Raw genomic sequence first — 24,381 nt, 5'->3', positions numbered from 1 at the left:
AATCTTCACTATTTTTTGATCAAATACTGGCTCATCTATTCAAATAATTGATAGTAGTCTGAGATTTTCATCTTAGCTTTTTCTTCTTTATTGAGGTCTTGGATGATACGACCTTCCTTCATGACAATCAGACGATTGCCATACTTCAGTGCATCTTCCATATGGTGGGTAATCATCAAGGCTGTCAGATGATCCTTGCTGACAAAGTCATCTGTTAGTTCCATCAAGGCCACACTTGTTTTTGGGTCAAGAGCTGCTGTGTGTTCATCCAACAAGAGCAACTCTGGTCGCTTCAAGGTTGCCATCAAGAGACTCAAGGCCTGACGTTGTCCACCTGATAGAAACTCAATCGGAGTATCTAGATGCTTTTCAAGACCATTTCCCACTTTTTCAATGGTAGCCTGAAACTCCTCCCGGTGACTTGATAGCCTTCTGGGAAGGAGTCCTCTCTTCTCACCACGAAACTTGGCAATCAAGAGATTTTCCGCTACCGTCATACGAGGAGCCGTACCCATCTTAGGATCCTGAAAGACACGAGACAAGTACTTGGCCCGCTTTTCAGGTGAAAAATGCGTCACATCCTCCCCCATGATACGGATACTTCCACTTGTTAAAGGTAAGGTACCTGCAATAGTGTTAAAAAGTGTTGACTTCCCTGCTCCATTTCCACCTAGGATAGTAATGAAATCATGTTCGAAAATTTCAAGAGAAACATCATTCAGAATGATTTTTTCCTCATCAAAGCCATTCGTGATGACTTTGGTAGCATTTTTTAATTCTACAATTGCTGTCATTTGCTAAACTTGACTCCTTTCAGGTATTTGCTTTTGAAGGTTGGAATCATAAGGCAAACTGCCAAAATCAAGGCGCTGTACAAACGAAGATAACTTGTATTAAATCCAAGAGCAATCACTCCCCAGACGAGAAACTGATAAGCAATAGACCCTACAACGATGGTCATGAGTCGCTCTGCCAAGGTCAAACTTTTGAACAATACCTCACCAATAATCAAGCTAGCAAGCCCTACGACAATCACGCCGATTCCTCGAGAAACATCCGCGTATCCTTCTTGTTGAGCAATTAAGGCTCCTGCAAGTGCGATGATCCCATTTGATAGAACCAAGCCCATAAGTTCCATACGACCCGTATTGATACCAAAGCTACGAGCCATATCAGGATTGTCACCTGTAGCGATGTAGGCCTGACCTAGTTTGGTATCAAGGAAAAAGAGCATAAGACCAATAACAAGAGCTACAAAGATTAATCCAGTCAGGAGTTGGTTAAGATCTGAATCAAAAGGCAAGACATCCTGAATTTGCTTGGTTCCAAGAAGCCCCAGATTGGCACGTCCCATAATCATCAGCATGATGGAATGACAAGAAGTCATAACTAAAATCCCTGATAAGAGAGTTGGAATTTTTCCTTTGGTATATAAGAGACCTGTCGCCATACCAGCTAGACAACCTGCTCCTACTGCAGCCAAGGTCGCTAAAAATGGATTCACCCCTTGTGTTATCAAGGTTACAGCAACTGCTCCCCCTAGAGGAAAAGAACCTTCAGTAGTCATATCAGGGAAATTTAAAATTCGGAAAGTCATAAAGATTCCCAAACCTAGAATCGCCCAGACCATCCCCTGAGAAATAATGGATACTATCATAATTTTTCACTCATTTCTTTCTTTAGTAAAAATGAGAGGAGATGTCCCCAACTCCTCCTTTATCTTTATTCAATCACTTGTCCTGCTTCTTTTAGAACAGACTCAGGAATGGTGATTCCAAGTTCTTGCGCTAGTTTTTTGTTGATAACCGACTTACCAGTTGAGAAGATATTAACTGGAGTATCAGCTGGTTTTTCACCTTTCAAAACTTTAGCAATCATCTTACCAGTAGCCACCCCAAGGTCATGTTGGTCAACTACTACAGATGCCAGTCCTCCTGCTTCTACCATGGCAGTTGCGCTTGGGTAGATTGGTTTTTTAGCTGCTTGGTTGCTTGATACAACTGTTGGGAAGGCTGATGCGATGGTGTTGTCAATTGGAACCCAGATTGCGTCGACCTTGCTGGTCATCACATTAACAGTTGAAGCAATTTCGTTAGTTGAAGGAACGGCAAAAGTTTCGACTTTCAAACCTGCTTTTTCAGCATAGGCCTTGAATTCTTCAACTTGTGATTTTGAGTTGTCTTCACTGCTTGAGTAGAGAGCGCCGATTGTTTTGACATTTGGTGTGAGAGCTTTAATCAACTCTACTTGTTGTTCAGCAGGGTTGTGGTCTGATACCCCTGTGATGTTGCCACCTGGTTTTTTCAAGTCTTTGACCAAGTTAGCACCGATTGGGTCTGTAATAGCAGCCATGATAACTGGTAGGTCTTTCGTAGCGCTAGCTAAACCTTGAGCCGCTGGTGTCGCAATCCCAACAACAACATCGTTTCCATTTGCTACTAACTGCTTACTCATGGTTGCAACCTTGCTCTGATCGCCTTCAGAGTTCATAAAGTCGATTTTTACTTGGTCACCTTTATAACCTTCTTCAGCTAGTCCATCTTGAATCCCTTGGTAAATCAAGTCCAAGGATGGGTGACTAACAAACTGAAGAACACCAACCTTAGCGACCTTTTGCTCTTCCTTAGCTGCTGGCTTGTTCATTGAAGAATAGATCAAACTAGCCACTACCAATACTACTAATCCAGCAATAATTCCAATTAAACGTTTATTTTTCATATTTTTTCTCCTTTAAATCACTTGTACTATACTCTTTTCACTTAAAACAAGCGACGCCATCGTTTAAATTCCATAAGTTTCCTCCAACAAAAAAGTCCTCACACAAAAAACTTGTGTGAGGACGTCGATGCGCGGTGCCACCTCAATTATAGGGAATATCCCTATCTCTCTTTCTCGCATTCACGAGTTGCACTGTAAGGTGTGCTCACCGAATTTTTATGATTTCAAATTCTTAAGAACATTCAGCCCAATTTTCATCACTTTCATTTATCTGTTTCCACCAACCACAGACTCTCTAAAAAACTTCAATGATTACTTTCTGAATGTTTAAATTATATCATTTTTCAATTACTTGTCAAGACTATTTTTAGAATTTTTTAAACTATTCAAAAACTTCCCCTTTATAAAAGAGGAGGTTTGTAGAATATCAGCCTGAATTACGCAAACCGGTTGCAATTCCGTTAATGGTTGTATGAATCAATCTTTCTTCGTCTGTTGACAACTCACCACGACGTTGACGTTTAATCAACTCCAACTGGATGTAGTTAAGGATATTAAAGTAAGGCATACGATAGTTTAGACTGTCTTTTAGGTAAGAGTTTTCAGCCAAGAGTTCGTCATAGCCTTCAATAGCTAAAATAACGTCCTTGGTCAACTGCCATTCATCTAAAATGGTGTAATAGATGGCTTGCACTTCTTCATCTTCACAAAGTTTGGCATATTCGAAGGCAATGTTCATGTTAGACTTAGACAAGACCATGTCCACATTGGAAAGCAAAGATTGGAAGAAAGGCCAGTTTTGGTACATATCACGAAGGATCTCAATATTATCAGGATCTTGATCAATAAATTCTTTGAAGCTTGAACCCACGCCATACCATCCAGGAAACATGACACGACTTTGTGACCATGAGAAGACCCAAGGGATAGCACGCAAACCGCCGATTTCAGTGATGGTCTTACGAGCTGCTGGACGCGAACCGATGTTAAAGCTTGAAATAGCTTTGATTGGGCTTGACTCGAAGAAATAGTCATAGAAATGTTCATTTCCAAAGACCAAATCACGGTAGATATCGTAGCTACGGTCCACTACTTGATCCATGATAGCTTCGTAACGATTTGACGTATTAGTATCGCTCTTCTTCTTGGTAATCATACGGTTAATGGCTGCAGAAACTAACATTTCAAGGTTATAATAAGCAGCGTCTTTGTTTCCGTATTTGTTTCCAATCACTTCTCCCTGCTCAGTCAAACGGATGCGGTCCTTGATGGACTTGAGCGGTTGAGATGTAATGGCTTCATAAGTTGGACCACCACCGCGGCCCACGGTACCACCACGACCGTGGAAGAAGGTTACTTTAACGCCAAATTCGTCTCCAATAGCAGTCAGTTGCTGTTGAGCTTTATATAGAGTCCAACATGATGACAGGTAACCACCATCCTTATTACTATCAGAGTAGCCAAGCATGATTTCTTGGTAGTTATCCTTTGAAGCAATCCATTTTTTAGCCAAAGGAAGAGAGAAATATCTTCTCATGGTTTCTTCTGAGTGATCCAAGTCCTCGATAGTTTCAAAGAGAGGAACAATCTGAACGCGGGCTTTTTGGGCATCTACCAAGCCGACTTCCTTAAGCATAATTGCAAGTTCTAGCATATCGGATACACTTGTTGCGTGAGAGATGATGGTTTGACGGATGACGTTTTCACCTAATTTATCCTTCAACTTGCGAGCGGCTTTAAAGATAGAAAGTTCTTTCTCAAGTAGTTCTGACTTTTCAGCATGAGTCGCTGAGAGGATACGAGGATCTTCTTCCAATTCTTTTAATAGGAGGGCGCATTTTTCATCTTCAGACAGATCACTATAGTGGTCGTTGATACCTGCGGATGCTAGCAATTCTGCCACACAGGCTTCATGAACACTAGAATCTTGGCGCATGTCGATAGAGGCAAGATAGAAGCCAAAGATTTCAACCGCCTGCATCAACTCTACAAATTCTCCTGAAATCAGGTACTCACCTTTGTTCTCTAATAGAGAATCTCGAATGGCCAACAAATCTTGATAGAATTCATCTGCAGTGGCATATCTTGGCTGAAGATCCTTGTCTTCGATAAGATAGGTCTTGGTTGCCTGCATCTTAGCTTGGATGTCAAAGAGGGCACGACGATAGAGTTCTTTTTCACGATAAATCGAGTTGTCCTGAGACTTCAGCGCCATCTCACGAACCTTGTCACTAACATTCACAATACTGGTTGAAAGTGAGAATTCACGATAGAGGTTATAAATCTTCTCATCATAGTAATTCATGATGACTTCACACTGGGTCAAGGCTGATTTGTTGAGGGTTTCCGCAGTTACGAAAGGATTTCCATCACGGTCTCCTCCGATCCACATCCCCATGGTAATTGGTTTTGGATGTTGGAGCTCGATACCTTGTTCCTTAGCTAGTTTCTTATACTCAGCCGTCAAACGTGGAACAGCATTCAAGAAAGAACTTTGATAGTACTCCATCACGTTAGTGATTTCGTTAGTTACCTTCAATTTCTTCTCACGAATCATGTCCGTTTGCATAATAATTTCAATGTAACGACGGAGATCCGTGTGCCATTTTTCTTTGTTGATCAAGCCTAGTTTGACATCACGGTACTTCCGTAGGAGAGTGTGGATATGATTGGTTAAATCCAGCATACTCTTGCGTTGTACTTGAGTCGGGTGGGCCGTCAAAACTGGAACCACATTCAGCTGCTCCAAAATTGCAGCCGCGTTTTCTTTTTCAGCCACCATCTTAATGGTTGTTGACAGTTTTCCTAGATAGTCTTGATCCACATTATTTTGGTGATTGATTTCATAGGCTAAGTCCACATCCTCAGAGATATTGATTAAAAGAGGAAGGATGGAGAAATAGCGAGAAATATAGATCATTTCCTCGTTTGAAAGACTGGTCACCAATTTATTGAGTCCTTGATAGTTTTCGCTTGTAGACAAGTCCTTCAACTGCATAATTTTATCAAAGGTCTCTGGCGCAAGCATATTTTTTGTGATGTCTTCTAATAGCTCTGTCAAAATCAAGACTTCTTCTTGGACGACGGCTTTATTGCTATAGTTTTCTAATTTTTGAAGTGACATAAACTTTCCTTTCCATTCAATCCTTATAGAGTAACAGAAGTTTGACCTTCATATTCTCTGATAAGTTTGGCACGTTTTTCACTAGCATCGATATTTAGTACAAAGGCAATGGCTACAGATAAGACCAGAAGACTATTCCCCCCTTGTGAAAGGAAGGGGAAGGTTACCCCTGTAGAAGGAATCAAACCGGAAATTCCACCGATATTGACAAAGACCTGAACAAGGATCATCCCCCCGACACCGATAGCAACCATAGAGTTAAAGGGATCCTTAGCTCGAATACCGACTAGGATGATTCTCAAAATCAAGAAGAAGAGGAGTGCCAAAATCATACCTGCTCCTACAAATCCAAATTCCTCGATGACAATCGAAAAGACGAAATCCGTATGTGCTTCTGGCAAATAACCACGTTTCTCAATGGAATTTCCTAATCCAAGTCCAAACCAGCCACCATTTACCATTGCATAGTAGGAATTTGCGAGCTGGTGTCCTGCACCCGCCAAGTCATTAAAGGGATTAAAGAAGGCACTAAAACGTTTAGCAACGTAACCAAATACCGGAATTTGAGAAAACTTCTCAATCCCAACAAGACGAATGACAGACAAGGCTAAAATGGAACTTCCTGCTAAGAGAGCTAGAATAGTCGAGAACCAACGATAGGCAATTCCACTAACTGTGTACATAAGCAGCGACACCAAAACCAGAATGGTCGCATTTCCCAGGTCAGGGAAAATTCCCAAACTACCAATCAAAACCAGTAAAACGAAACGCCAGTCGTTAAAAGCTCGAGGTAACCACTGATTCTGAGTCAAGACTTGGAAGTCGTAAACAGCTATCTCATCTTGCTGTTTTGAGAATCGATGGGCTAGGTACCAAATAATGATAATCTTAAGATACTCTGCAGGCTGAATCGTTACAGGTCCTACAGAAATCCAACCGTAGGCACCATTGACTGGTGTTCCAATTAGCCGAGCCAAAGCTAGAAGAATCATCTCTACAAACATAACGATAAAAATCAAGCGTTCATTTCTTAAAAAACCAAGTTTCAGTTTATAAATTAAGGCAATCAAAACCAAACTAACTACCCAAAACATTCCTTGGTTCCGAGCTAACTGAAGAGCGCTTTTCCCTTCTTGGATCAAGGTAGCACTCGTCGTTGAGTAAACAACAATTAGACCCAAAATCGATAAAAGGAGGTAAGGAATCAAAATGGAATAGTTCAATAGGTGCCTTTTACTAATTTTCATATGTCACCACTCTAATAGAAACAGAGAAAACTGTTCCTAATTCCGTTTTATTTTCTAGTTTTGATTGCTATTATACCATTTTTTCAGAAAGAAAAAAACTCTTATCCTCCAATCCTTCGAATTTTGCTATTTGAACGAAACTGATTGCTAAAAAATACAAACTTCAAGACGAAGTTTGTATTTTCTTTTTTATTCTGCTGATGAGCTACTGCTTGAGTTTGAGTCTGCACCACCAACGTATTGGGCAAAGATATTTTGGAAAACAGGATCTTTCACTTTAATATTGGCAGCTTGGAATTCTTTTCCGATAACGCTCTGAACGAAAGATGAATCGTTTTGTTTCTGAGCTAGGATGACCGTTTTCAATTTTTCTTTGTAGTCATCTAGGTTTGATGATTTTTCTGTTTTCTTGGTTAGCTTAATAATGTAGTATTGGGTACTGTAGGCTTGTGTTCCAGTCGCTGTGATAACATCAGAGATACCATTCACATCCAAGGCAAAGGCCGCCTTCTTGACTTGTTCTGGAAGTTCTGTTGAAGCAGAGTCAAAAGTGATTTCGCCACCATTTTCTTTTGTCTTGTCATCATTTGAGTTGTCTTTTGCCAACTGAGCAAAATCAGCTCCTGCTGCTTTTGCTTTTTCAAGAACTTCTTTGGCCTTGTCTTCATTATCCATACGGATGATCTGAGCTGTCACATCTGGTGTATAAGACTCAAAAGCTTTTTGGTAAGCTTCGTCTGTTAACTCGCTCTCAGCAGCTTTCTTAACTGCCAATTCTACCAACTTACTTGTGCGAATTTGAGCTTTACGAGTCTCAGGAGTCATTCCTGCACGTTGAAGTACACTTTGATAACTATCACCGTATTTCTTCTGCTCTTCAGCAACAGCATCATCCACTTCTTTATCAGTTACTTCTGAACCATATTGTTTTTCAAAAACTTTTTCAATGGCCATATTAAGCAAAACTTGTTGCGCAGTTGGGTTATTTTTGACTTGTTCATAAAATTGATGCTCAGTAACGACATCACCCTTCATACTGATGAGGTCAGCCCCTTCAGAACTTTTTGAACAAGCAGCCAAAGTCGCTACAGATAATAAGGTAATGGCTCCTGCCAATAGTTTTTTCTTCATGTTTACTCCTTTTATGGTAAGTTACCTTCTCTATTTTACTAAATTGTCTTAAATTTTTCTAAAAATCATTCACTCTCAGGAAGCTGGACATCTGCTACATTCTTTCGTAGCATGAGAATGCCATCCCCAAGCGGAACTAAAGTCGCCGTTAAATCTGGATTATCCAAAGTTGCTTTGAAAAGTCTTTGTAATCCCTTATAGATTGTGCGTTGCCCCCGACGGACTTCCATGATATCCTTGGCAACATCGCCTCCTTGGAAAATGTCATCCAAGACCACTACTCCACCAACTTCAAGTCGTTTGAGGATTTCAGGTAGAAAGACGATATACTTGGACTTGGCAGAATCCATAAAGACAAAATCATAAGTTTCTGTCAAGGTTGACAAGACATCGACTGCATCTCCCTCCAGGAGGGTGATTTGCTTGCGGCTGTCAAACTGAGCAAAGTTTTCCTTGGCGAAGCCAATCATCTCAGGATTACGGTCAATAGTTGTAATCTTAGCATTTGGAGCATGTTCCGCCATCAGGAGGGCAGAAAAGCCAATTGCCGTTCCAATCTCCAAAATGTTTTTGGGCTGCATGGTTTCCATGAGAAAACGGAAATAAGCGACCGTTTCATGGGGAATGATAGGAATGTTTTCCTTGCGAGCGAAGACTTCCAATTCTTTCAAGGAACCTGTCACCTGCTTTTGACGCTGGCGCATGAGTTCTACGATTTCTTCCTTGACGACTGGACGTCGCATATTGTGATTGGCATTTTTACTATAAGACTCTACCATCTTAAGCCATTCCCAATTTTTCAACAAGGGCTTCAAACTCATTCAAACGGCGTTCAAAGACTGCAAAGGCGTCGTTGAGATAGTCTTCCTTCTCCATATCCACTCCCGCTTTTCTCATGACATTAAGCGGATAGTCTGACTTACCTGCCTTGAGGTAGTCGATATAGCGGTCACGATCTTCTTGACTTCCATGGACAATCTTTTCAGCCAAGGCTGAAGCCGCCGCAAAACCTGTTGAATACTGATAAACATAGTAGTTATAGTAAAAGTGAGGAATACGTGCCCATTCGTACTGGATTTGTGGATTGTCTTCCTTGCCGAGTCCATAGTATTCTTGGTTCAAGTCAGCGTAGAGTTTATTGAGGAAATCACTTGTCAAAACTTCTCCATTCTGGTCTGCTTGGTGGATAGCATGTTCAAACTCAGCGAATTGAGTTTGACGGAAGACTGTTCCACGGAAACCGTCCAAGAAGTTATTGAGGATAGCAAAGCGAGTTGCATCATCTTCTACTTCTTCCAATAATTTCTCAGTCAAGATGTTTTCGTTGGTCGTTGAGGCAATCTCAGCCAAGAAGATTGAGTAATCTCCGTAAACATAAGGTTGGGTTTCACGAGTATAGCTGGAGTGCATACTGTGACCCGTCTCATGAACAAGCGTAAAGAGATTGTCTAGATTGTCCTGCCAGTTGAGAAGCATGAAGGCATTGGTGTCGTAGGAACCACCAGAGTAGGCACCAGAACGCTTGCCTTGGTTTTCATAGACATCAATCCAACGCTCGCTAAAGGCACGTTTGACACGGCTCAAGTAATCGTCACCCAAGACTGCCAAGGCTTCTTCTGCCTTTTTCAGGGCTTCTTCGTAGGTAAAGCTATATTCTACAGAAGAAAGTGGTGTGTAGACATCGTACATCTTGAGGTCAGAAATTCCCAAGATTTTAGAACGAAGTTCTAGGTATCGATGCAAGAGTGGCAAGTGCTTGCGAACTGCTGCTACTAGATTGTCATAGACACTTTCTGGAACAAAGTTGGCAGCGAGGGCTGCATGGCGAGCACTCTTATAGTTGCGAACTTTTGCGCGGTAGTTTTGCACCTTAACATTTGTCTGCAAAGTCTTAGCGTAAGTATGCTGGAATTGCTCATAAGTCGCATAGAGGGCTTCATAGGCACCACGGCGCACCTCACGGTTTTTAGACTCCATCAAACGGATGTAAGTACCATGTGAGAGTTGTACTTCCTTGCCTTCGTCATCAAGGACGTATGGGAAGCTAATATCCGCATTGTCCAAGATGGCGAAAGTTTCACTAGCAGCGCCAAAGATTTCTCCTGCGCCAGCCAACAATTCTTCCTCACGTTGCGAAAGAACATGGTCCTTCTTTTGCAATAGCTTGTCAAAAAAGTGTTTGTATACTTGGAGTTTCGGTTGAGCTTCTAGGAAGACCGCATACTGCTCTTGGCTAATCTCCATAAACTCTGGTTCATAGAATGAAAAGGCTTGTTCTAACTGACTGTAGAGGGTCATAGCCTTGGCATAGTACTCCTGATACTTAGCTTCACGCGTATCTTGGTCGTTTTTCATATGTGCATAGACATAAAGCTTTTCAACTTGGCGTTCCAAGTCAAGTGAGAATTCTGTAATCTCAAGCAAACTGTCTGCGCTGTCCAAGAGATGCCCCTCATACTGGGATGCTGTTTGTACTTTTTCAGTTAAGTCTTTCAAGGCTTCTTCCCAAGCCTGGTCTGTTGGGTAGATTGTTGAAAGATCCCATGTATCTTTTTCATTTATTTCATGTCGTTGTAATACCATAAGATTCCTCCATCCTTTCTATTTTATCACATTTTCTGAAAAATATAAGTGATAAAAGGCTGGTGGATAGAGCTTTTGGCGATTATTTTTTATATTTTTTTGATAGTAAGCGAAAAATTCTTTATAATAGCTACTTAAATCTTGATCTATTTGACAAAAATCTCCTGACTCTATTGGTCTGACTTGGGGATACCAGTCATCCAGTTGACGGTTTAACAGATTGCCTCCTTGCTGATAGGCCTCCTCCTGTTTTTTCATCCAGTAAGGCGTTTGGTAGTACAATTGTTGGCGAATGTAGTGACAGATAGTTGGATCTTGAGAAACTGTAAAACGAGCTAGCTTTTGTTTTTGATAAGGAAATCGTAGAATTTCCAAGAGATTTCCTTGACCATAGGGAAATTCCTTGACCTGAAAATGAAGTTTGCCACGTAGGTCCTGATGCAGAAGATATTTGAGCCTCAAAACTTGTTTTTTGAGATCTAGTTCCCAAACATAGAAACCCATATTTTGACTAAAATAGAGAAATCCCCTTTGCAGTTGTGTTAATCGCTCTTTTAACCAGAGTTTTTCTCCCAGTAGCCAGATAACCTGATAGCCCTGGCTGCGGTATCCTTGACTTCTATCACCTAAAAGCTTTTGAGACAAGTGACTGCACTGAACTTCTAGTGCTAGTTTCCCATTGACGAGAACATCCGCAACCTGCTGAATCTCGGGCAGACTATATTCCAAGGCGACCTGACTGTCCTTCTTGGCCCAGTGATAAAGGGCCTCTTTGTTGCCCATGTGTTCTGGACTTTCATTCTCGAAAATAGCGATGCAATCCCTTAACCTTTCATGGGCAAAGTGCGTTCGAATACTCTGTCCTTGGCGTAATCGTAGTCCGCCCCTACAAGCAGGGCAAGTATAAGCTTGCTTGGTCACATCTTTTTCGAGGGCATTCACCAAATTCCCCTTGGCATCTCTAGCTACAAACATGGTCTACCTCCTTTTCTCATTTATTCGAAAAAGAAGCAAAAAAGACTGGAATTCCAGCCTTTCATAATACTATTTCTTATCTTTTTTGTCTCTTAGAGTATTTTTTTAGCATAGGAATGAGATTGGGAATCTGCTCGCTTCTAATGACCAGCACGCCGTATTCTTGACAGCGATTGGCATAAACGGGATTGATTTTTCCCGTACAGACAATTAACTTGAGGCAACTCTCTCCAGCAAAATGATTGGCATAGACTTCTAGTTCATTGATGGCTTCAACTGATAAATCTGTCATTTTGCAAGAGATAAAGGTAATCGATCGTCCCTTTCTCAGAATGACATCAATCTCATTTTGAACATTGTCCGCCTCTGGAAAGATGCCATTCCAATCAATCTCACCACCTATCATGCACTCATCAAACAGCTGAGATTCCAGCGCCAAGAGATAGAGATATACCTCTAAAATATGTCCCTTGTTGCGGCAAAAGACTTGAGCTTCTTGACTTGGAAAGCTGTATGCTACTCGTTTCTTGTCTTCGCTTTCAATACAAAGCATCCCCGCTTCCACTAGTAAGGGGATAAGGGATTCTGGATAGTGATAATACTTGCCGTTGTTTTCCAGTATCTTTTCAGTTTCAGCATGAAGGTCATTGGTCTTTGCTAGAGAGAAAAATTGGGTCACTTGGTACCAGTGGGTGGGATTGGAAATGGCAGAGCTGGCTAATTTTTTGATGGCAGCAATTTGCTCAACTGAGTGGATAGGGCGTTTTGATTTGAGCATTTTTCCACCACGCAAGGCTATCAACTGTTGGATGCTTAGGGTAGGAATGTCCAAATCTTCTTTTTCCAACTGACCAGCTACCCACTTGTATTGTTTTCCCCGCTCGACATCCATCGCCACGATGGGGAGCTGCCGATCCAATCCATACTGATAGAGAGATAAGGCTAGTAGAGAATCTCCGCCAAAAACATCGAGAAGGACTTGGTCGTAACCTGCTAGGCAATAATCTAATTGGTCCGCTAGTTGTTCTAAGGATAGCTGAAGAAAGGTCACTCGTTGGATATGGGGGACTTCATCCAGGATAAAATGACGGAGAGAGAGTTTCTCTTCATTGCTTATTTTCGTCAAAGATAGAAAAAGAATCTCGTCACAATCACTGATAAAAGCTTGGTAGACATTCTTTTCCAATACATGCCGATCATACAATTCCACCAAAAGACTCGTCATTCGACCACCTCCATCATAAAGACTTTCTTGCGCTGAGAGTATCAGCAATGCAGCCCTACTCCTCAGATTTCCTACTTCTAGTATAGCATAAAATCCTGCTCGCCCCAATCAACCAACGCAAACAAAAACGAATAGAAACCTTGCAAAGTGGTTTCTATTCACTGGGTTAAGTTTGATTTACTTGACTTTTTTAGCTAACATGGTCGCAAAGCGTAATTGAATGCGATTGCCATTTTCATCACGACGGTGCAGATGCCCTGGATTTTCATTGTACTTAATCAATTCCCAATCCTTGTAGTAGTCCGCCAACTCCCCTTCTTTAAAGGTGAATGGGAAGTTGACTGAGCAAGGATAATCCTCTGTATCCATGGCACAGACGATAAGATTATAGCCACCGATCGTGGTGTGTTCCTGCATATTTTGGATAATAGCTGGAATGCGGTCCGCTTGTAGGAACATCAGAACAACTGTTGAAACGATAAAATCATAGGCTTTGCTAATGCTGGCTGAATTGATATCATAAAGTCCGACAGGCATGTCTAGATCCTCTTGTTCCACAATGCTTTGCAAGATTTCAAGGGACAATTCATTTTGATCCACAGCTGTCACATCAAAACCATTCTGTGCGAGAAAGAGAGAGTTACGCCCCTGACCACAACCCAAATCCAAGGCTCTTCCTGGTTTCACCGTCTGCATAGCCTCTAAGACTTCCGAATGGACAGGATTGGTCTGGTATTTCTTAGGGAAATAATCCTCAGGTTTACAATAAAATTCCAAGTACCATTCTACATCATCAGTGGCAGCCTCTACTCGGTGCCAGGCTTGCGGTTGAGCCATGGGATTGTCAGCTCCTGCCTCAAAGAGGTGCTCAGCTAGAACCTCACCATCTTCAGTCAACTCAATAAACTTGAGTGCCCCCTTTAAGACAGTAATTTTTCCCCAAGTGCCCACCTTGGTATTGTGCTTTTGCTGAACTGCTTCAGGCATGGTCTGTTTATTCCACAAGGGCATCCGTTTATAGGCAATTAATTTTTCCATTTTACTTCCTCTTCTTAACGCTGGTTGACAGCTTTCATCACACGCGCGATGTCGCGGTTTTGTTCACGACGCTTGATCGACTCCCGTTTGTCATAGTCATGCTTTCCTTTAGCAAGTCCTAAAAGGAGTTTAGCATAACCATCTTTGATATAGACTTTAAGGGGAACAAGGGTCATTCCTGTCCCTTTGGTCTCTTGTTCCAATTTTTGAATTTGCTTCTTATGGAGCAGAAGTTTGCGACGTCGTTCTGGTTCCTGGTTCCAGATATTGCCCTCTTCGTAAGGGGCGATATGAACATTGCTCAGCCAGACTTCCCCATTTTTTACTTGGGCAAAACCGTCCTTGAGATTGATTCGAGCCGCTCGTACACTCTTGATTTCCGTTCCCGTCAGGACCATTCCTGCCTCTAGCGTATCTACGATTGTATAGTCGTGGTGCGCTTTTTTATTTTGTGCGACGACCTTTCCCTCGCCCTTTGCCATACTTGGCTCCTTTCTTTGCTACTTCTTTGTAAAAAGGTTTCTTGCCTTTTTTCTTTTTATCTTTTTGTGAATGCTTGTGCTTATCATTTAAGCGCCCTGATTTTCTCTTATCTTCCTTCTTGTCTGAACGGCGATTTGAACCACGACCTCTGTCTTTGCGCCCAGCTTGTTTCAAGCCTTTTTCGATAACATCAAACTCACTTGGAATATAAGAGAAATCAATCTCTCCCGTCATCTTATCGGCTCTTTCAACCCGAATGCGAATTTGCTGTCCTACACGGAAGGTTATGCCCGATTTCTCCCCACGGAGTGTCAAGTCACGCTCGTTGAAATGATAAAATTCGGGCAAATTAGTAATGTGAATCAAGCCTTCAACTGTATTTGGCAATTCGACAAAGAGACCAAACTTGACAATGCTGGATACAACTGCGTCGTACTCTTCACCCACGTATTCTTCCATGTACTCAGCCTTTTTCATGGCTTCGACTTCACGCTCCGCCTCGATGGCACGACGCTCACGGTTGGAAGACTGGGTTGCAATCTCTGGAATCACTTGTTCAAAATGCTCTGCTATTTCCTTAGAACGGCCGTAATCCCGAATCATTCGATGGACTAGAAGGTCCGGATAACGGCGAATAGGGCTGGTGAAGTGAGTGTAGTAGTCTGCAGCAAGACCATAGTGACCGTGATTGTGCTCTGAATAGCGAGCCTGTTGCATAGAACGGAGAAGCATCATGGACAATACATCTGCATAAGGTTCTCCCTCAACAGCACGCATGATGTCTTGAAGCGCCTCCTGGCTAATCTCACTGGCAGTCCCATAAATCCGCAAACCAAAGCTTGAAGCATAGTCAATAAACTTCTGAACTTTTTCAGCCTTAGGCTCCTCGTGAATCCGATAGATAAAGGGGAGGTTCAGCTTGCTAAAGTGCTCGGCAACTGTTTCGTTGGCTATCAGCATAAAGGACTCGATCATACGCTCCGCAATGCCACGTTGGCGAAGAACGATATCCACAGGCTTACCTTTTTTATCCACTAGAATCTTTGCTTCGCTGGTATCAAAATTAAGGGCACCACGTTTCTCACGCATGCTTTCTAGCCTTTCATGAAGCTTGGCCATTAACTCGATACTTGGAACAATTTTCTTAAACTCTTGTCTCTTTTCCTCGTCGCCAGCTAGGATGTCATTGACAGCGCTATAGGTCATACGAAAACTAGTCTTGATAACCGTTTGTGTAATGGTGTAATGAACCACACGACCATGTTTATCAATTTCCATAATAGCAGACTGGGTCAAGCGATTTACTTGGGGATTGAGAGAGCAGATGCCATTTGACAAACGCTCTGGAAGCATTGGGACCACTCGGTCTGTTACATAGACAGAAGTCGCGCGGTTAAGGGCTTCCTTGTCAAGGGCAGAACCCTCAGTCACATAGTAGGAAACATCTGCGATGTGAACTCCGAGTTCGATATTTCCATTTTTCAAAGGCTTGATGTGAACTGCATCGTCCAAGTCCTTAGCATCCGCACCGTCAATAGTAAAGGTAATCTCATCTCTCAGATCCAGACGCCCTTCCATATCCTTTTCTGAGGGAGCATCCGGTATATTTTCTGCCTCTTTGAGAACAGCCTCTGGAAATTCAGAGACAATATCCATGGATTCCAAGACTTCAAGGACATCAATCCCAGCATCAGTCGAGTGTCCCACCACGTCCAACACACTAGCGACAAAGAAATCGTGTTTCTTACTTGGGTATTTGTCGATAAAGACCTTGAGAACTTCCGTTCCCTCTAGTTTAAGAGCTGGTTTCTTCACATAAATCGGTTGGCTGATTTTCTGATTCTTTGAACGAATGTAGCCAGCATACTTAGGTTTTTCCTGATCCAGAACGATTTGCCCGACAACTGTCGTCAGGCTATGCTCTAGAATATCGATAATTTTGGCTTCTGCAGCAGTTCCCTTGTTACGGTCAGCGACTTTCTTAATCACGACCTCTACGGTATCACCATCAATGGCATAGTTGACATCGTTTTTTCCTACAAAAAGGTCGTCCTCTTCCCCTTCTAGACTAACAAAGCCAAAGCCATTTTTATGGGCATGAAAAATCCCTTTGAGGGTAATTTCATGTTTCTTCTTTTGGTCCAGACATAAACTACCATCATCTTCAAAACGAATCTGGTGCTTTCTTTCCATCAGAGATAGGGTTTTAATCAACTCACGGAAATCCTTGGATCCATCCTTTCCGAGAACCTGAGCTAGGTTATTTACCGTCACTCGCCCCTTCTCTTGCAAATATTCTTTAATTTTATCTTTCATGTTTTCTTTCTAGATTTTTAAAATTTTTTTGAGTGATAACTTTGTAAGTGTCGTTAAAAATAAAAATAGGCTAAGACCTAGTCTCGCCCATTTCTTATCTACTTGATAATACCGTCAATGCTAAGGCAATGGCTAGCCAGAAAAAGACTAAAATACCTGTCAAACGTTGCATCACAGCTTCAAAACCACGAGCTTTACTACGTTCAAACAAATCACCTGAGCTGGCATCAAATACATTGCTGGATTGGTTCTTGGTTGGTTGCATGAAAATCGCAATCACAATCACAACAGATAATACTAATAAAATGGTTAATAATAGGTTATACATATCAAACTCCTTAAAATCCCTATTATTTTACCATAAATTCTACTTAGATTCAAGATGTAAAGTTACTTTTCTTTCCTTTGGACAATATTTTAGAACTTCAATCTTGTCTGGATGGGTTTTTGAGTTCTTACTAGTTAGATAATTCATGCTACCACAAGAGGAGCATTTGAGATTAATTTTTACTCGCACGAGATTTCCTTTACTTTTAATAATGATCTAAATTGAACTAAGTTACATAAACAACTGAAAGCTACACAGGCTGCTGTCGCATAAAAGACAGCATGGTAGCCCAAATATCCTGCAACTGCGGATCCCGCCATAGGTCCAATCACTCCACCGAGATAAAAAAAGACTTGGTTGAAGGCGAAAATCCTTGAAATACCTGATTTCGGAGTCATTTTGCTGAGAAGGGCATTGACTCCCGGTATGAGAGCTCCCGTTCCCAAACCAAATAGAAAACGATACAAGCCAAGTTGAATGGGGCTGGTTGCATGGGCACAAAGAAGGTAAATGATGACTGAATAAACCTGCGCTGCAACTAAAAGTCTATGATTTCCCACCTTATCTCCTAGTTTTCCCATCACTCCAGCACTCATCATGCTAGAAAATCCCATACTGGATACGATCAAGCCCGATACAAAGAGGAGATTTTCAGTCTGCCCTAAGTCCCGAACATAGAGAGCTAGAATGGGACCAATTGATTGAGCTGAAAATTGAATGACAAAGCTCGTCAAAAATAGGTTTACTAAAAGCCTAGGATACTTGAAAGAAGAAAATAATTCTTTCGTCGGGATAGCCTTCTCCTTAGCCACTGGCTGAAAATCTTCCTTAATAAAGAAAATGGTTAGGATTGCAGCTAAAAATAAGAAAGCACCTACCAATAAAAAGACATTGCGGATCCCAAAAATTTCAGCAATCAAGCCACCTACAAAGGGGCCGGTTAGGGTTCCAGCTACTACTCCAGTTGATAAAGTCCCCAAAGCATAGCCAGACTTATCCTTGGGGACTTGACTGGCTATTAAAGCTGTCGCATTCGGTACGAAACCTGTAAATACGCCATTTAGTAATCTAAGAAAGATTAACCAATAGATATTTGGGACAAAGGCCAAGCCTCCCATGGTGATGGTCATAGCAAGCCCAGCTCGAATCATCATGGGTTTTCGACCATATTTGTCAGCAAGAATACCCCAGATAGGGGAAATCAAAGCTGCTGAAACTGCCGAAACTGAGATGGCTAATCCAGCATAAAAAGCAACTTGATCCCCTTCAATTCCCAACTGCTCTACAAAGATAGGCATAAAAGGGACGACCAAGGAAATACTGGCTCCCGTTAAAAAACTACCGAACCAGGCGACACGAAGATTCTCTTTCCAACTAATTTCTTGCACAGCTATCGCCTCCTTCAAGTAACTTCACTACTTGATTCACAAGCTGATCACGACTGCCATTATTATCTAATATATGACTCGCTAATTTTTTCTTTTCTTCTAAAGACCACTGGGCGGCCAGACGGGACTCTGCTACTTCCTTAGAAAGATGATTCCGTTTCATGAAACGTTCTACCTGAACATCTCGGTCCACATAGACCAGCCATGTTTCATCAAACCAGTTGGCATATCCCTGTTCAAAAAGTAGGGGAATATCCATGAAAAAGATAGCTTCTGTCTGAGCTAACTGATCTCGCAATGCTGCCAGTTCTTCACGAATGATCTCTCCTTGTGTTTTCTTAGACCATTCTCGCTCCTCAGGATTTGAAAAGATGAGACTAGCCAAGAGAGGGCGATTAAGTTCTCCATTTTCAAGGATAATTTCCTGTCCAAAGTGCTGAACTAAGACCTGATAAAGACGACCACCAGGTTTTTGTAGTTGGTGGACGACTGCGTCAGCATCGACCACTCGAAAGCCTTGCTCTCTTAGGAAATTTGTCACAGTTGACTTACCCGAGGCAATTCCTCCTGTGATTCCGATGATTTTTCCCATCAGTCCCTCCTTTGACACTGAGGACAAAAATGAGTTCCTCGTCCACCGAGCTGGAATTTCTCAATGAAGGTGCCACAGCGGGAACATGCTTGTCCAGTCTTATCATAGACCTGATGGAAGTCCTGCATGGTTCCGTCTTCCCCAAAGGCATTGGTATAGGTGCGAATGGTAGAGCCACCCTTTTCAACTGCCTGTCCTAAAACAGCAATGGTCTGGTCATGAATAGCTAACGCTTCTGCTGCTGTCAAAGTCTGGGAAGGTCTAGCTGGATGGACCTGCGCTCGCCAGAGGACCTCATCCACATAGATATTTCCAAGACCAGCGACCAAGGTTTGGTCTAGGAGGTGGGATTTGATAGGCTTTTTAGACTTGGCTAGAGCAGCTTGGAAGGACTGCAAATCAAAGTCCTGCTCTATTGGCTCAGGTCCTAATTTTTTAGAAACAAAGTAGGCGTCCAATAGGTCGGGGGCAAGCAGTTCCATGGTACCAAACTTGCGCACGTCCTCATATACAAGAGTGCTTCCATCCTCAAAATGAATCAAAACATGGGCATGCTTGCGTTCAGGAACCTGATCCGGATAGTAAAAATACTTGCCCTCCATCCGCAAATGGGAAATCAAGACCTTGTCTTTCAGGTAAAAAAGCAAATATTTCCCACGGCGTCCTATTGACTCAATTACTCGACCAGGCACTTCCTTTCGAAACTCGTCCAAATCTGTCTTGACCATCTTGGGATAACGAATCTCTACACTCGAAATCTTCTTTCCCAAAATCAATTTTTCTAAGCCACGACGAACGGTTTCAACCTCTGGTAATTCAGGCATAAATCCTCCTTCTGTAAAAACAAGAAGCAGGCATGAGCCCACCTCTACTTAGTATTCTTTTTCATTATAACCAAAATCAGCCAAATCTAGCTTTTTATCACGCCAGTTTTTCTTGACCTTGACCCAAGTTTCTAGGAAGACCTTGTCTCCTAGCATGAGTTCGATATCACGACGAGCCATGGTCCCAATTTTCTTGAGCATGGCGCCACCTTTTCCGATGATAATGCCTTTTTGGCTATCGCGCTCGACCATGATGGTTGCTCGGATATGAACCTTGTCGGTCTCTTCATCACGCTTCATAGAGTCAACCACTACTGCAACTGAGTGAGGGATTTCTTCACGCGTTAGGTGCAAGACTTTCTCACGAATCATTTCTGAAACCAAGAAACGCTCAGGATGATCTGTGATTTGATCAGATGGGAAATACTGGAAACCTTCCTCTAGATTTTCACTGAGGATGTCAATTAAACGAGAAACGTTATTTCCCTGAAGGGCTGAGATCGGAACAATCTCCTTAAAGTCCATCTGGTTACGGAAGTCATCAATCTGAGTCAAAAGCTGGTCTGGATGGACCTTGTCAATCTTATTGACCACCAAAATAACTGGAACCTTGGCAGCCTTCAGACGCTCGATAATCATATCGTCGCCCTTACCACGTGGCTCATCAGCTGGCACCATGAATAGAACAGTATCCACTTCACGCAGAGTACTGTAGGCAGATTCCACCATAAAATCTCCAAGAGCCGTCTTAGGCTTGTGAATCCCCGGCGTGTCGATAAAGACGATTTGCTCCTTATCCGTGGTGTAAATCCCCATGATTTTATTGCGCGTTGTCTGCGCCTTGTCACTCATAATGGCAATCTTTTGCCCCATGACGTGATTCAAAAAGGTTGACTTCCCAACATTGGGACGTCCCAAAATAGCTACAAAGCCAGATTTAAATGTCATAATTTCCTCTTATTGTTTAAAATAATAAATCCCAAATGCGTGGGAGAAAGATAAGTGCACCAATCACTGCAGCAAGAAGGGAAACCACAAGTACGGCACCAGCTGCCATATCCTTGGCTTTCTTTGCCAACATAGAAAAGTGATAGTGACTGGCTAGATCCACCACATTTTCAATAGCAGAGTTAATAATTTCAAAGGCTACTACCAAGAAAATGCTCATCAGGAGAAAGAGCCATTCGATTCGTGACACCTGAAAAACAAAACCTGCAAGGATGACTACTAGAGCCGTCACTGCATGTTTTCGCATATTACGTTCTTCCTTGAAAGCAGTCAGAATTCCTGTAAGAGCAAATTCTAAACTGGATATCAGGTCACGATTTTTCCATTTTCGTTTATTGTCTTGTGAGTCCATAGGCTGTCAAAATTTCTTCTTGTAAACCGAACATCTCCGCTTCTTCTTCCGGAGTGTAGTGATCGTAGCTGTTAATGTGTAAAAAGCCGTGTACTGCCAAGAAGCCCATCTCACGCTCAAAGCTGTGACCGTATTCCTCAGCCTGCTCATGCGCTTTATCGATAGAGATAAACAATTCCCCAATATAGGCATCGAACTCAGACATCATTTCTGCTAATTCAGGGTTTTCAAGCAAATCTTCCTCGTCAAAAGTAATGTCCAATTCCGGTTTATATTCAAGGCTGATGACATCTGTCGGGCGATCTGTATCACGGTACTCGAGGTTGAGTTCGTGACTACGCTCATTGGTCACAAAAGTAACTGCCATCTCCTTGTCTTCTTTTCCTATTTTTTGGGCTGCAAATTCCAAAATTTCTTGGGTTTGGTGCAAGATTTCTTGTGAAACTTGACCAGTTTCATCTACCATTTCAATATACATGTGCTTCTCGATTCTCTTTACTTGGCTTTATTATACCATATTTCCATGATTTTATTCTACCTTTTTGATATAATACTATGGAATACAATCACAAGGAGAGAACGATGTCATTTGACGGATTTTTTTTACACCACATGATTGAGGAATTGCGAAGAGAGTTGGTCAATGGTCGCATCCAGAAAATCAATCAACCTTTTGAACAAGAGTTGGTCTTGCAAATCCGCAGCAATCGCCAAAGCCATCGCCTGCTCCTCTCTGCTCATCCCGTTTTTGGTCGCATCCAGCTGACCCAAACAACCTTTGAAAATCCAGCCCAACCTTCCACTTTTATCATGGTTTTGAGAAAGTATTTGCAGGGTGCCCTGATTGAGTCGATCGAGCAAATCGAAAATGACCGTATTGTGGAAATTACCGTTTCCAATAAAAACGAGATTGGGGACCATATTCAGGCTACCTTGATTATCGAAATCATGGGCAAACACAGTAATATTCTCCTCGTGGATAAAAGCAGCCATAGAATCCTCGAAGTTATTAAACACGTTGGCTTTTCACAAAATAGCTACCGCACCTTGCTCCCCGGATCGACCTATCTCGCTCCACCAAGCACCGAGTCTCTCAATCCATTTACCGTCAAGGATGAAAAGCTCTTTGAAATCCTGCAAACACAGGAACTAACAGCAAAAAATCTTCAAAGTCTCTTTCAAGGTCTAGGACGTGATACGGCAAATGAATTGGAAAACATTCTTGTCAGTGATAAACTGTCTACTTTCCGAAACTTCTTCGGGCAAGAAACCAAGCCTTTCCTAACGGAGACTTCTTTCAGCCCAGTTCCTTTTGCAAATCAGGTGGGAGAGCCTTTTGCCAGTCTCTCTGATCTTCTGGATACCTATTACAAAGATAAGGCAGAGCGCGATCGCGTCAAACAGCAAGCCAGTGAGCTCATTCGCCGTGTTGAAAATGAACTTCAAAAAAATCGTCATAAGCTAAAAAAACAAGAAAAAGAGTTACTAGCGACAGACAATGCTGAGGAATTTCGCCAAAAAGGGGAATTGCTGACAACCTTCCTCCACCAAGTGCCTAATGACCAAGATCAGGTTACCTTGGACAACTACTACACCAACCAACCTATCACCATTGCGCTTGATAAGGCCTTGACTCCCAGCCAGAATGCTCAACGCTACTTTAAACGCTATCAGAAGCTCAAAGAAGCTGTCAAATACCTGACTGAGTTGATCGAAGAAACCAAGGCCACCATTCTTTATCTAGAAAGTGTCGAAACCGTACTCAACCAAGCTGGACTGGAAGAAATCGCTGAAATCCGTGAAGAATTGATCCAAACAGGCTTCATTAGAAGACGCCAACGCGAGAAAATTCAGAAACGCAAAAAACCAGAACAGTATCTGGCGAGCGATGGCAAGACCATCATCTATGTCGGTCGAAACAATCTTCAAAATGAAGAGTTGACCTTTAAAATGGCCCGCAAGGAGGAACTTTGGTTCCATGCCAAGGACATCCCTGGAAGCCACGTCGTCATCTCAGGAAATCTTGATCCATCTGATGAAGTCAAGACAGATGCAGCTGAACTAGCTGCCTACTTCTCCAAAGGGCGTTTGTCAAATCTAGTTCAAGTGGATATGATTGAAGTCAAGAAACTCAACAAACCAACTGGTGGAAAACCTGGCTTTGTAACCTACACAGGACAAAAGACCCTCCGCGTTACACCAGACCCAGAAAAAATCGCATCTATGAAAAAATCCTGATTCAACTTGAAATCAGGATTTTCTTTTACATTTCACTCTGCAATCAAGGTTTCCAAGCCGACTTTCATCATATCAGTGAAGGTGTTTTGGCGTTCTTCTGCCGTAGTGTCTTCATCTGGATTGACCAAGCTATCAGAAATGGTCATGATAGCAAGTGCATCGACGTGGTGTTGGGCAGCAAGATAGTAAAGAGCTGCTGCTTCCATTTCCACAGCCTTGACTCCCCATTTACCAAGCTCGATGTTCTTTTTAAAGTAGTTTGAGTAAAAGACATCTGATGACAAAACGTTCCCAACGTGGGTGGTCATACCTAGTTCTTTGGCGATATGGTAGGCCTTGTCTAGCAAGTCAAAACTAGCGATTTGTGGGAAATCATACTGTGGCCAGTCGTTGCGGATGATGTTTGAGTTGGTTGCAGCTGCTTGCGCCAAAACCAATTCACGGACATGAACATCCTCGTTTAACGAACCCGCAGTTCCCACACGGATCAATTTCTTTACACCGTAGTCCACAATCAACTCACGCGCATAAATCGAAATGGATGGCATCCCCATCCCAGTTCCCATGACCGATACACGGTGACCCTTGTAAGTACCAGTGTAACCAAACATGTTACGCACTTCGTTAAAACAAACAGCATCTTCAAGGAAGTTTTCCGCAATAAATTTCGCACGAAGAGGATCCCCAGGAAGAAGAATTTTATCAGCAATTTCACCCTGCTGAGCAGCAATATGGATAGACATAGTTTATGATACAAAGAGCGAGAAGAAAACGACTGAAAATTAGGAATTTGACGAGAAATCCTGATTTC

General features: G+C 42.2%; 23 protein-coding genes and 1 other annotated feature. Of the genes, 1 reads left to right on the top strand and 22 read right to left on the bottom strand.

Features of this window, described 5'->3' with window-relative positions; translation table 11 throughout:
* Positions 1-35 precede the first annotated feature (35 nt).
* From ACVBD2_RS04490 to ybeY, 21 genes are all read right to left on the bottom strand, one after another.
* Entirely contained in the window at positions 36-794 is a 759-nt protein-coding gene (locus tag ACVBD2_RS04490) for an ABC transporter ATP-binding protein (RefSeq protein ID WP_000125419.1), read from the bottom strand.
* Entirely contained in the window at positions 791-1,657 is an 867-nt protein-coding gene (locus ACVBD2_RS04485; protein WP_000637255.1) for an ABC transporter permease, read from the bottom strand. The genes ACVBD2_RS04490 and ACVBD2_RS04485 overlap by 4 nt, the downstream gene beginning before the upstream one ends.
* Before the next feature lie 65 nt (positions 1,658-1,722).
* Complete coding sequence (gene trpX / locus ACVBD2_RS04480; protein WP_461686210.1) at positions 1,723-2,718, bottom strand: tryptophan ABC transporter substrate-binding protein; 996 nt, start codon at positions 2,716-2,718, stop codon at positions 1,723-1,725.
* Positions 2,719-2,832: 114 nt separating this feature from the next.
* Positions 2,833-3,049, bottom strand: a binding site (T-box leader).
* 96 nt (positions 3,050-3,145) lie between these two features.
* Positions 3,146-5,842, bottom strand: a complete 2,697-nt coding sequence (gene ppc / locus ACVBD2_RS04475; protein WP_461686209.1) for a phosphoenolpyruvate carboxylase — start codon at positions 5,840-5,842, stop codon at positions 3,146-3,148.
* A 23-nt stretch (positions 5,843-5,865) separates the two neighbouring features.
* Positions 5,866-7,089, bottom strand: coding sequence for a cell division peptidoglycan polymerase FtsW (ftsW, locus tag ACVBD2_RS04470; protein WP_461686208.1), 1,224 nt, complete (start codon positions 7,087-7,089; stop codon positions 5,866-5,868).
* A gap of 189 nt (positions 7,090-7,278) precedes the next feature.
* Positions 7,279-8,220, bottom strand: a complete 942-nt coding sequence (gene prsA / locus ACVBD2_RS04465; RefSeq protein ID WP_461686207.1) for a peptidylprolyl isomerase PrsA — start codon at positions 8,218-8,220, stop codon at positions 7,279-7,281.
* Between the two features lie 65 nt (positions 8,221-8,285).
* Entirely contained in the window at positions 8,286-8,999 is a 714-nt protein-coding gene (locus tag ACVBD2_RS04460) for an O-methyltransferase (protein WP_461686206.1), read from the bottom strand.
* A gap of 1 nt (position 9,000) precedes the next feature.
* Positions 9,001-10,803 (bottom strand): oligoendopeptidase F, encoded by a 1,803-nt coding sequence (gene pepF, locus ACVBD2_RS04455; RefSeq protein WP_461686205.1) that lies wholly within the window; start codon positions 10,801-10,803, stop codon positions 9,001-9,003.
* A gap of 18 nt (positions 10,804-10,821) precedes the next feature.
* Positions 10,822-11,778, bottom strand: coding sequence for a competence protein CoiA (locus tag ACVBD2_RS04450; RefSeq protein ID WP_461686204.1), 957 nt, complete (start codon positions 11,776-11,778; stop codon positions 10,822-10,824).
* Positions 11,779-11,854: 76 nt separating this feature from the next.
* Complete coding sequence (locus ACVBD2_RS04445; RefSeq protein WP_461686294.1) at positions 11,855-13,003, bottom strand: PDDEXK family nuclease; 1,149 nt, start codon at positions 13,001-13,003, stop codon at positions 11,855-11,857.
* Positions 13,004-13,180: 177 nt separating this feature from the next.
* Positions 13,181-14,041: an SAM-dependent methyltransferase TehB gene (tehB, locus tag ACVBD2_RS04440; RefSeq protein WP_461686203.1), complete on the bottom strand. Its 861-nt coding sequence runs from the start codon at positions 14,039-14,041 to the stop codon at positions 13,181-13,183.
* Between the two features lie 14 nt (positions 14,042-14,055).
* The gene (smpB, locus tag ACVBD2_RS04435) at positions 14,056-14,523 is read right to left on the bottom strand and encodes an SsrA-binding protein SmpB (protein ID WP_001051742.1); all 468 of its coding nucleotides are present in this window, start codon (positions 14,521-14,523) and stop codon (positions 14,056-14,058) included.
* Positions 14,486-16,840, bottom strand: coding sequence for a ribonuclease R (rnr, locus tag ACVBD2_RS04430; protein ID WP_461686202.1), 2,355 nt, complete (start codon positions 16,838-16,840; stop codon positions 14,486-14,488). Before rnr ends, smpB begins: the two co-directional genes overlap by 38 nt.
* Before the next feature lie 94 nt (positions 16,841-16,934).
* Positions 16,935-17,168: a preprotein translocase subunit SecG gene (gene secG / locus ACVBD2_RS04425; RefSeq protein WP_000282517.1), complete on the bottom strand. Its 234-nt coding sequence runs from the start codon at positions 17,166-17,168 to the stop codon at positions 16,935-16,937.
* A gap of 39 nt (positions 17,169-17,207) precedes the next feature.
* Positions 17,208-17,357, bottom strand: a complete 150-nt coding sequence (gene rpmG / locus ACVBD2_RS04420; protein ID WP_007519517.1) for a 50S ribosomal protein L33 — start codon at positions 17,355-17,357, stop codon at positions 17,208-17,210.
* Positions 17,348-18,556: a multidrug efflux MFS transporter gene (locus ACVBD2_RS04415; RefSeq protein ID WP_461686201.1), complete on the bottom strand. Its 1,209-nt coding sequence runs from the start codon at positions 18,554-18,556 to the stop codon at positions 17,348-17,350. Before ACVBD2_RS04415 ends, rpmG begins: the two co-directional genes overlap by 10 nt.
* Entirely contained in the window at positions 18,543-19,148 is a 606-nt protein-coding gene (gene coaE, locus ACVBD2_RS04410; protein WP_461686200.1) for a dephospho-CoA kinase, read from the bottom strand. The genes ACVBD2_RS04415 and coaE overlap by 14 nt, the downstream gene beginning before the upstream one ends.
* Positions 19,148-19,972, bottom strand: coding sequence for a DNA-formamidopyrimidine glycosylase (mutM, locus tag ACVBD2_RS04405; protein ID WP_461686199.1), 825 nt, complete (start codon positions 19,970-19,972; stop codon positions 19,148-19,150). The genes coaE and mutM overlap by 1 nt, the downstream gene beginning before the upstream one ends.
* A gap of 48 nt (positions 19,973-20,020) precedes the next feature.
* A complete protein-coding gene (gene era, locus ACVBD2_RS04400; protein ID WP_000143282.1) occupies positions 20,021-20,920 on the bottom strand; it encodes a GTPase Era in 900 nt (299 codons plus the stop codon).
* Positions 20,921-20,936: 16 nt separating this feature from the next.
* Positions 20,937-21,332: a diacylglycerol kinase family protein gene (locus ACVBD2_RS04395; RefSeq protein WP_000378172.1), complete on the bottom strand. Its 396-nt coding sequence runs from the start codon at positions 21,330-21,332 to the stop codon at positions 20,937-20,939.
* Positions 21,313-21,810: an rRNA maturation RNase YbeY gene (ybeY, locus tag ACVBD2_RS04390; protein WP_000275166.1), complete on the bottom strand. Its 498-nt coding sequence runs from the start codon at positions 21,808-21,810 to the stop codon at positions 21,313-21,315. The genes ACVBD2_RS04395 and ybeY overlap by 20 nt, the downstream gene beginning before the upstream one ends.
* A 104-nt stretch (positions 21,811-21,914) precedes the next feature.
* On the opposite strand from ybeY, the gene pavA reads away from it, so the two are divergent.
* The gene (gene pavA, locus ACVBD2_RS04385; protein WP_000006735.1) at positions 21,915-23,570 is read left to right on the top strand and encodes an Rqc2 family fibronectin-binding protein PavA; all 1,656 of its coding nucleotides are present in this window, start codon (positions 21,915-21,917) and stop codon (positions 23,568-23,570) included.
* A 32-nt stretch (positions 23,571-23,602) separates the two neighbouring features.
* On the opposite strand, the gene deoD is transcribed toward pavA, so the two are convergent.
* Positions 23,603-24,313, bottom strand: a complete 711-nt coding sequence (gene deoD, locus ACVBD2_RS04380) for a purine-nucleoside phosphorylase (protein WP_000022092.1) — start codon at positions 24,311-24,313, stop codon at positions 23,603-23,605.
* Positions 24,314-24,381 lie beyond the last annotated feature (68 nt).

It is taken from the genome of Streptococcus sp. KHUD_018 (genome assembly GCF_054861215.1).
Note: the sequence above shows the minus strand (reverse complement) of the source record. Positions and strands in the feature narration are given on the sequence as shown.

What these genes read in the sequence shown, in the direction of transcription:
- ACVBD2_RS04460 (WP_461686206.1), bottom strand. Translation starts at nt 8,999, where the DNA reads ATGGTAGAGTCTTATAGTAAAAATGCCAATCACAATATGCGACGTCCA.
- ACVBD2_RS04490 (WP_000125419.1), bottom strand. Translation starts at nt 794, where the DNA reads ATGACAGCAATTGTAGAATTAAAAAATGCTACCAAAGTCATCACGAAT.
- ACVBD2_RS04395 (WP_000378172.1), bottom strand. Translation starts at nt 21,332, where the DNA reads ATGGACTCACAAGACAATAAACGAAAATGGAAAAATCGTGACCTGATA.
- pepF (WP_461686205.1), bottom strand. Translation starts at nt 10,803, where the DNA reads ATGGTATTACAACGACATGAAATAAATGAAAAAGATACATGGGATCTT.
- ACVBD2_RS04450 (WP_461686204.1), bottom strand. Translation starts at nt 11,778, where the DNA reads ATGTTTGTAGCTAGAGATGCCAAGGGGAATTTGGTGAATGCCCTCGAA.
- coaE (WP_461686200.1), bottom strand. Translation starts at nt 19,148, where the DNA reads ATGGGAAAAATCATCGGAATCACAGGAGGAATTGCCTCGGGTAAGTCA.
- ACVBD2_RS04485 (WP_000637255.1), bottom strand. Translation starts at nt 1,657, where the DNA reads ATGATAGTATCCATTATTTCTCAGGGGATGGTCTGGGCGATTCTAGGT.
- ybeY (WP_000275166.1), bottom strand. Translation starts at nt 21,810, where the DNA reads ATGTATATTGAAATGGTAGATGAAACTGGTCAAGTTTCACAAGAAATC.
- trpX (WP_461686210.1), bottom strand. Translation starts at nt 2,718, where the DNA reads ATGAAAAATAAACGTTTAATTGGAATTATTGCTGGATTAGTAGTATTG.
- ftsW (WP_461686208.1), bottom strand. Translation starts at nt 7,089, where the DNA reads ATGAAAATTAGTAAAAGGCACCTATTGAACTATTCCATTTTGATTCCT.
- deoD (WP_000022092.1), bottom strand. Translation starts at nt 24,313, where the DNA reads ATGTCTATCCATATTGCTGCTCAGCAGGGTGAAATTGCTGATAAAATT.
- rnr (WP_461686202.1), bottom strand. Translation starts at nt 16,840, where the DNA reads ATGAAAGATAAAATTAAAGAATATTTGCAAGAGAAGGGGCGAGTGACG.
- tehB (WP_461686203.1), bottom strand. Translation starts at nt 14,041, where the DNA reads ATGGAAAAATTAATTGCCTATAAACGGATGCCCTTGTGGAATAAACAG.
- era (WP_000143282.1), bottom strand. Translation starts at nt 20,920, where the DNA reads ATGACATTTAAATCTGGCTTTGTAGCTATTTTGGGACGTCCCAATGTT.
- ppc (WP_461686209.1), bottom strand. Translation starts at nt 5,842, where the DNA reads ATGTCACTTCAAAAATTAGAAAACTATAGCAATAAAGCCGTCGTCCAA.
- prsA (WP_461686207.1), bottom strand. Translation starts at nt 8,220, where the DNA reads ATGAAGAAAAAACTATTGGCAGGAGCCATTACCTTATTATCTGTAGCG.
- secG (WP_000282517.1), bottom strand. Translation starts at nt 17,168, where the DNA reads ATGTATAACCTATTATTAACCATTTTATTAGTATTATCTGTTGTGATT.
- smpB (WP_001051742.1), bottom strand. Translation starts at nt 14,523, where the DNA reads ATGGCAAAGGGCGAGGGAAAGGTCGTCGCACAAAATAAAAAAGCGCAC.
- ACVBD2_RS04445 (WP_461686294.1), bottom strand. Translation starts at nt 13,003, where the DNA reads ATGACGAGTCTTTTGGTGGAATTGTATGATCGGCATGTATTGGAAAAG.
- pavA (WP_000006735.1), top strand. Translation starts at nt 21,915, where the DNA reads ATGTCATTTGACGGATTTTTTTTACACCACATGATTGAGGAATTGCGA.
- mutM (WP_461686199.1), bottom strand. Translation starts at nt 19,972, where the DNA reads ATGCCTGAATTACCAGAGGTTGAAACCGTTCGTCGTGGCTTAGAAAAA.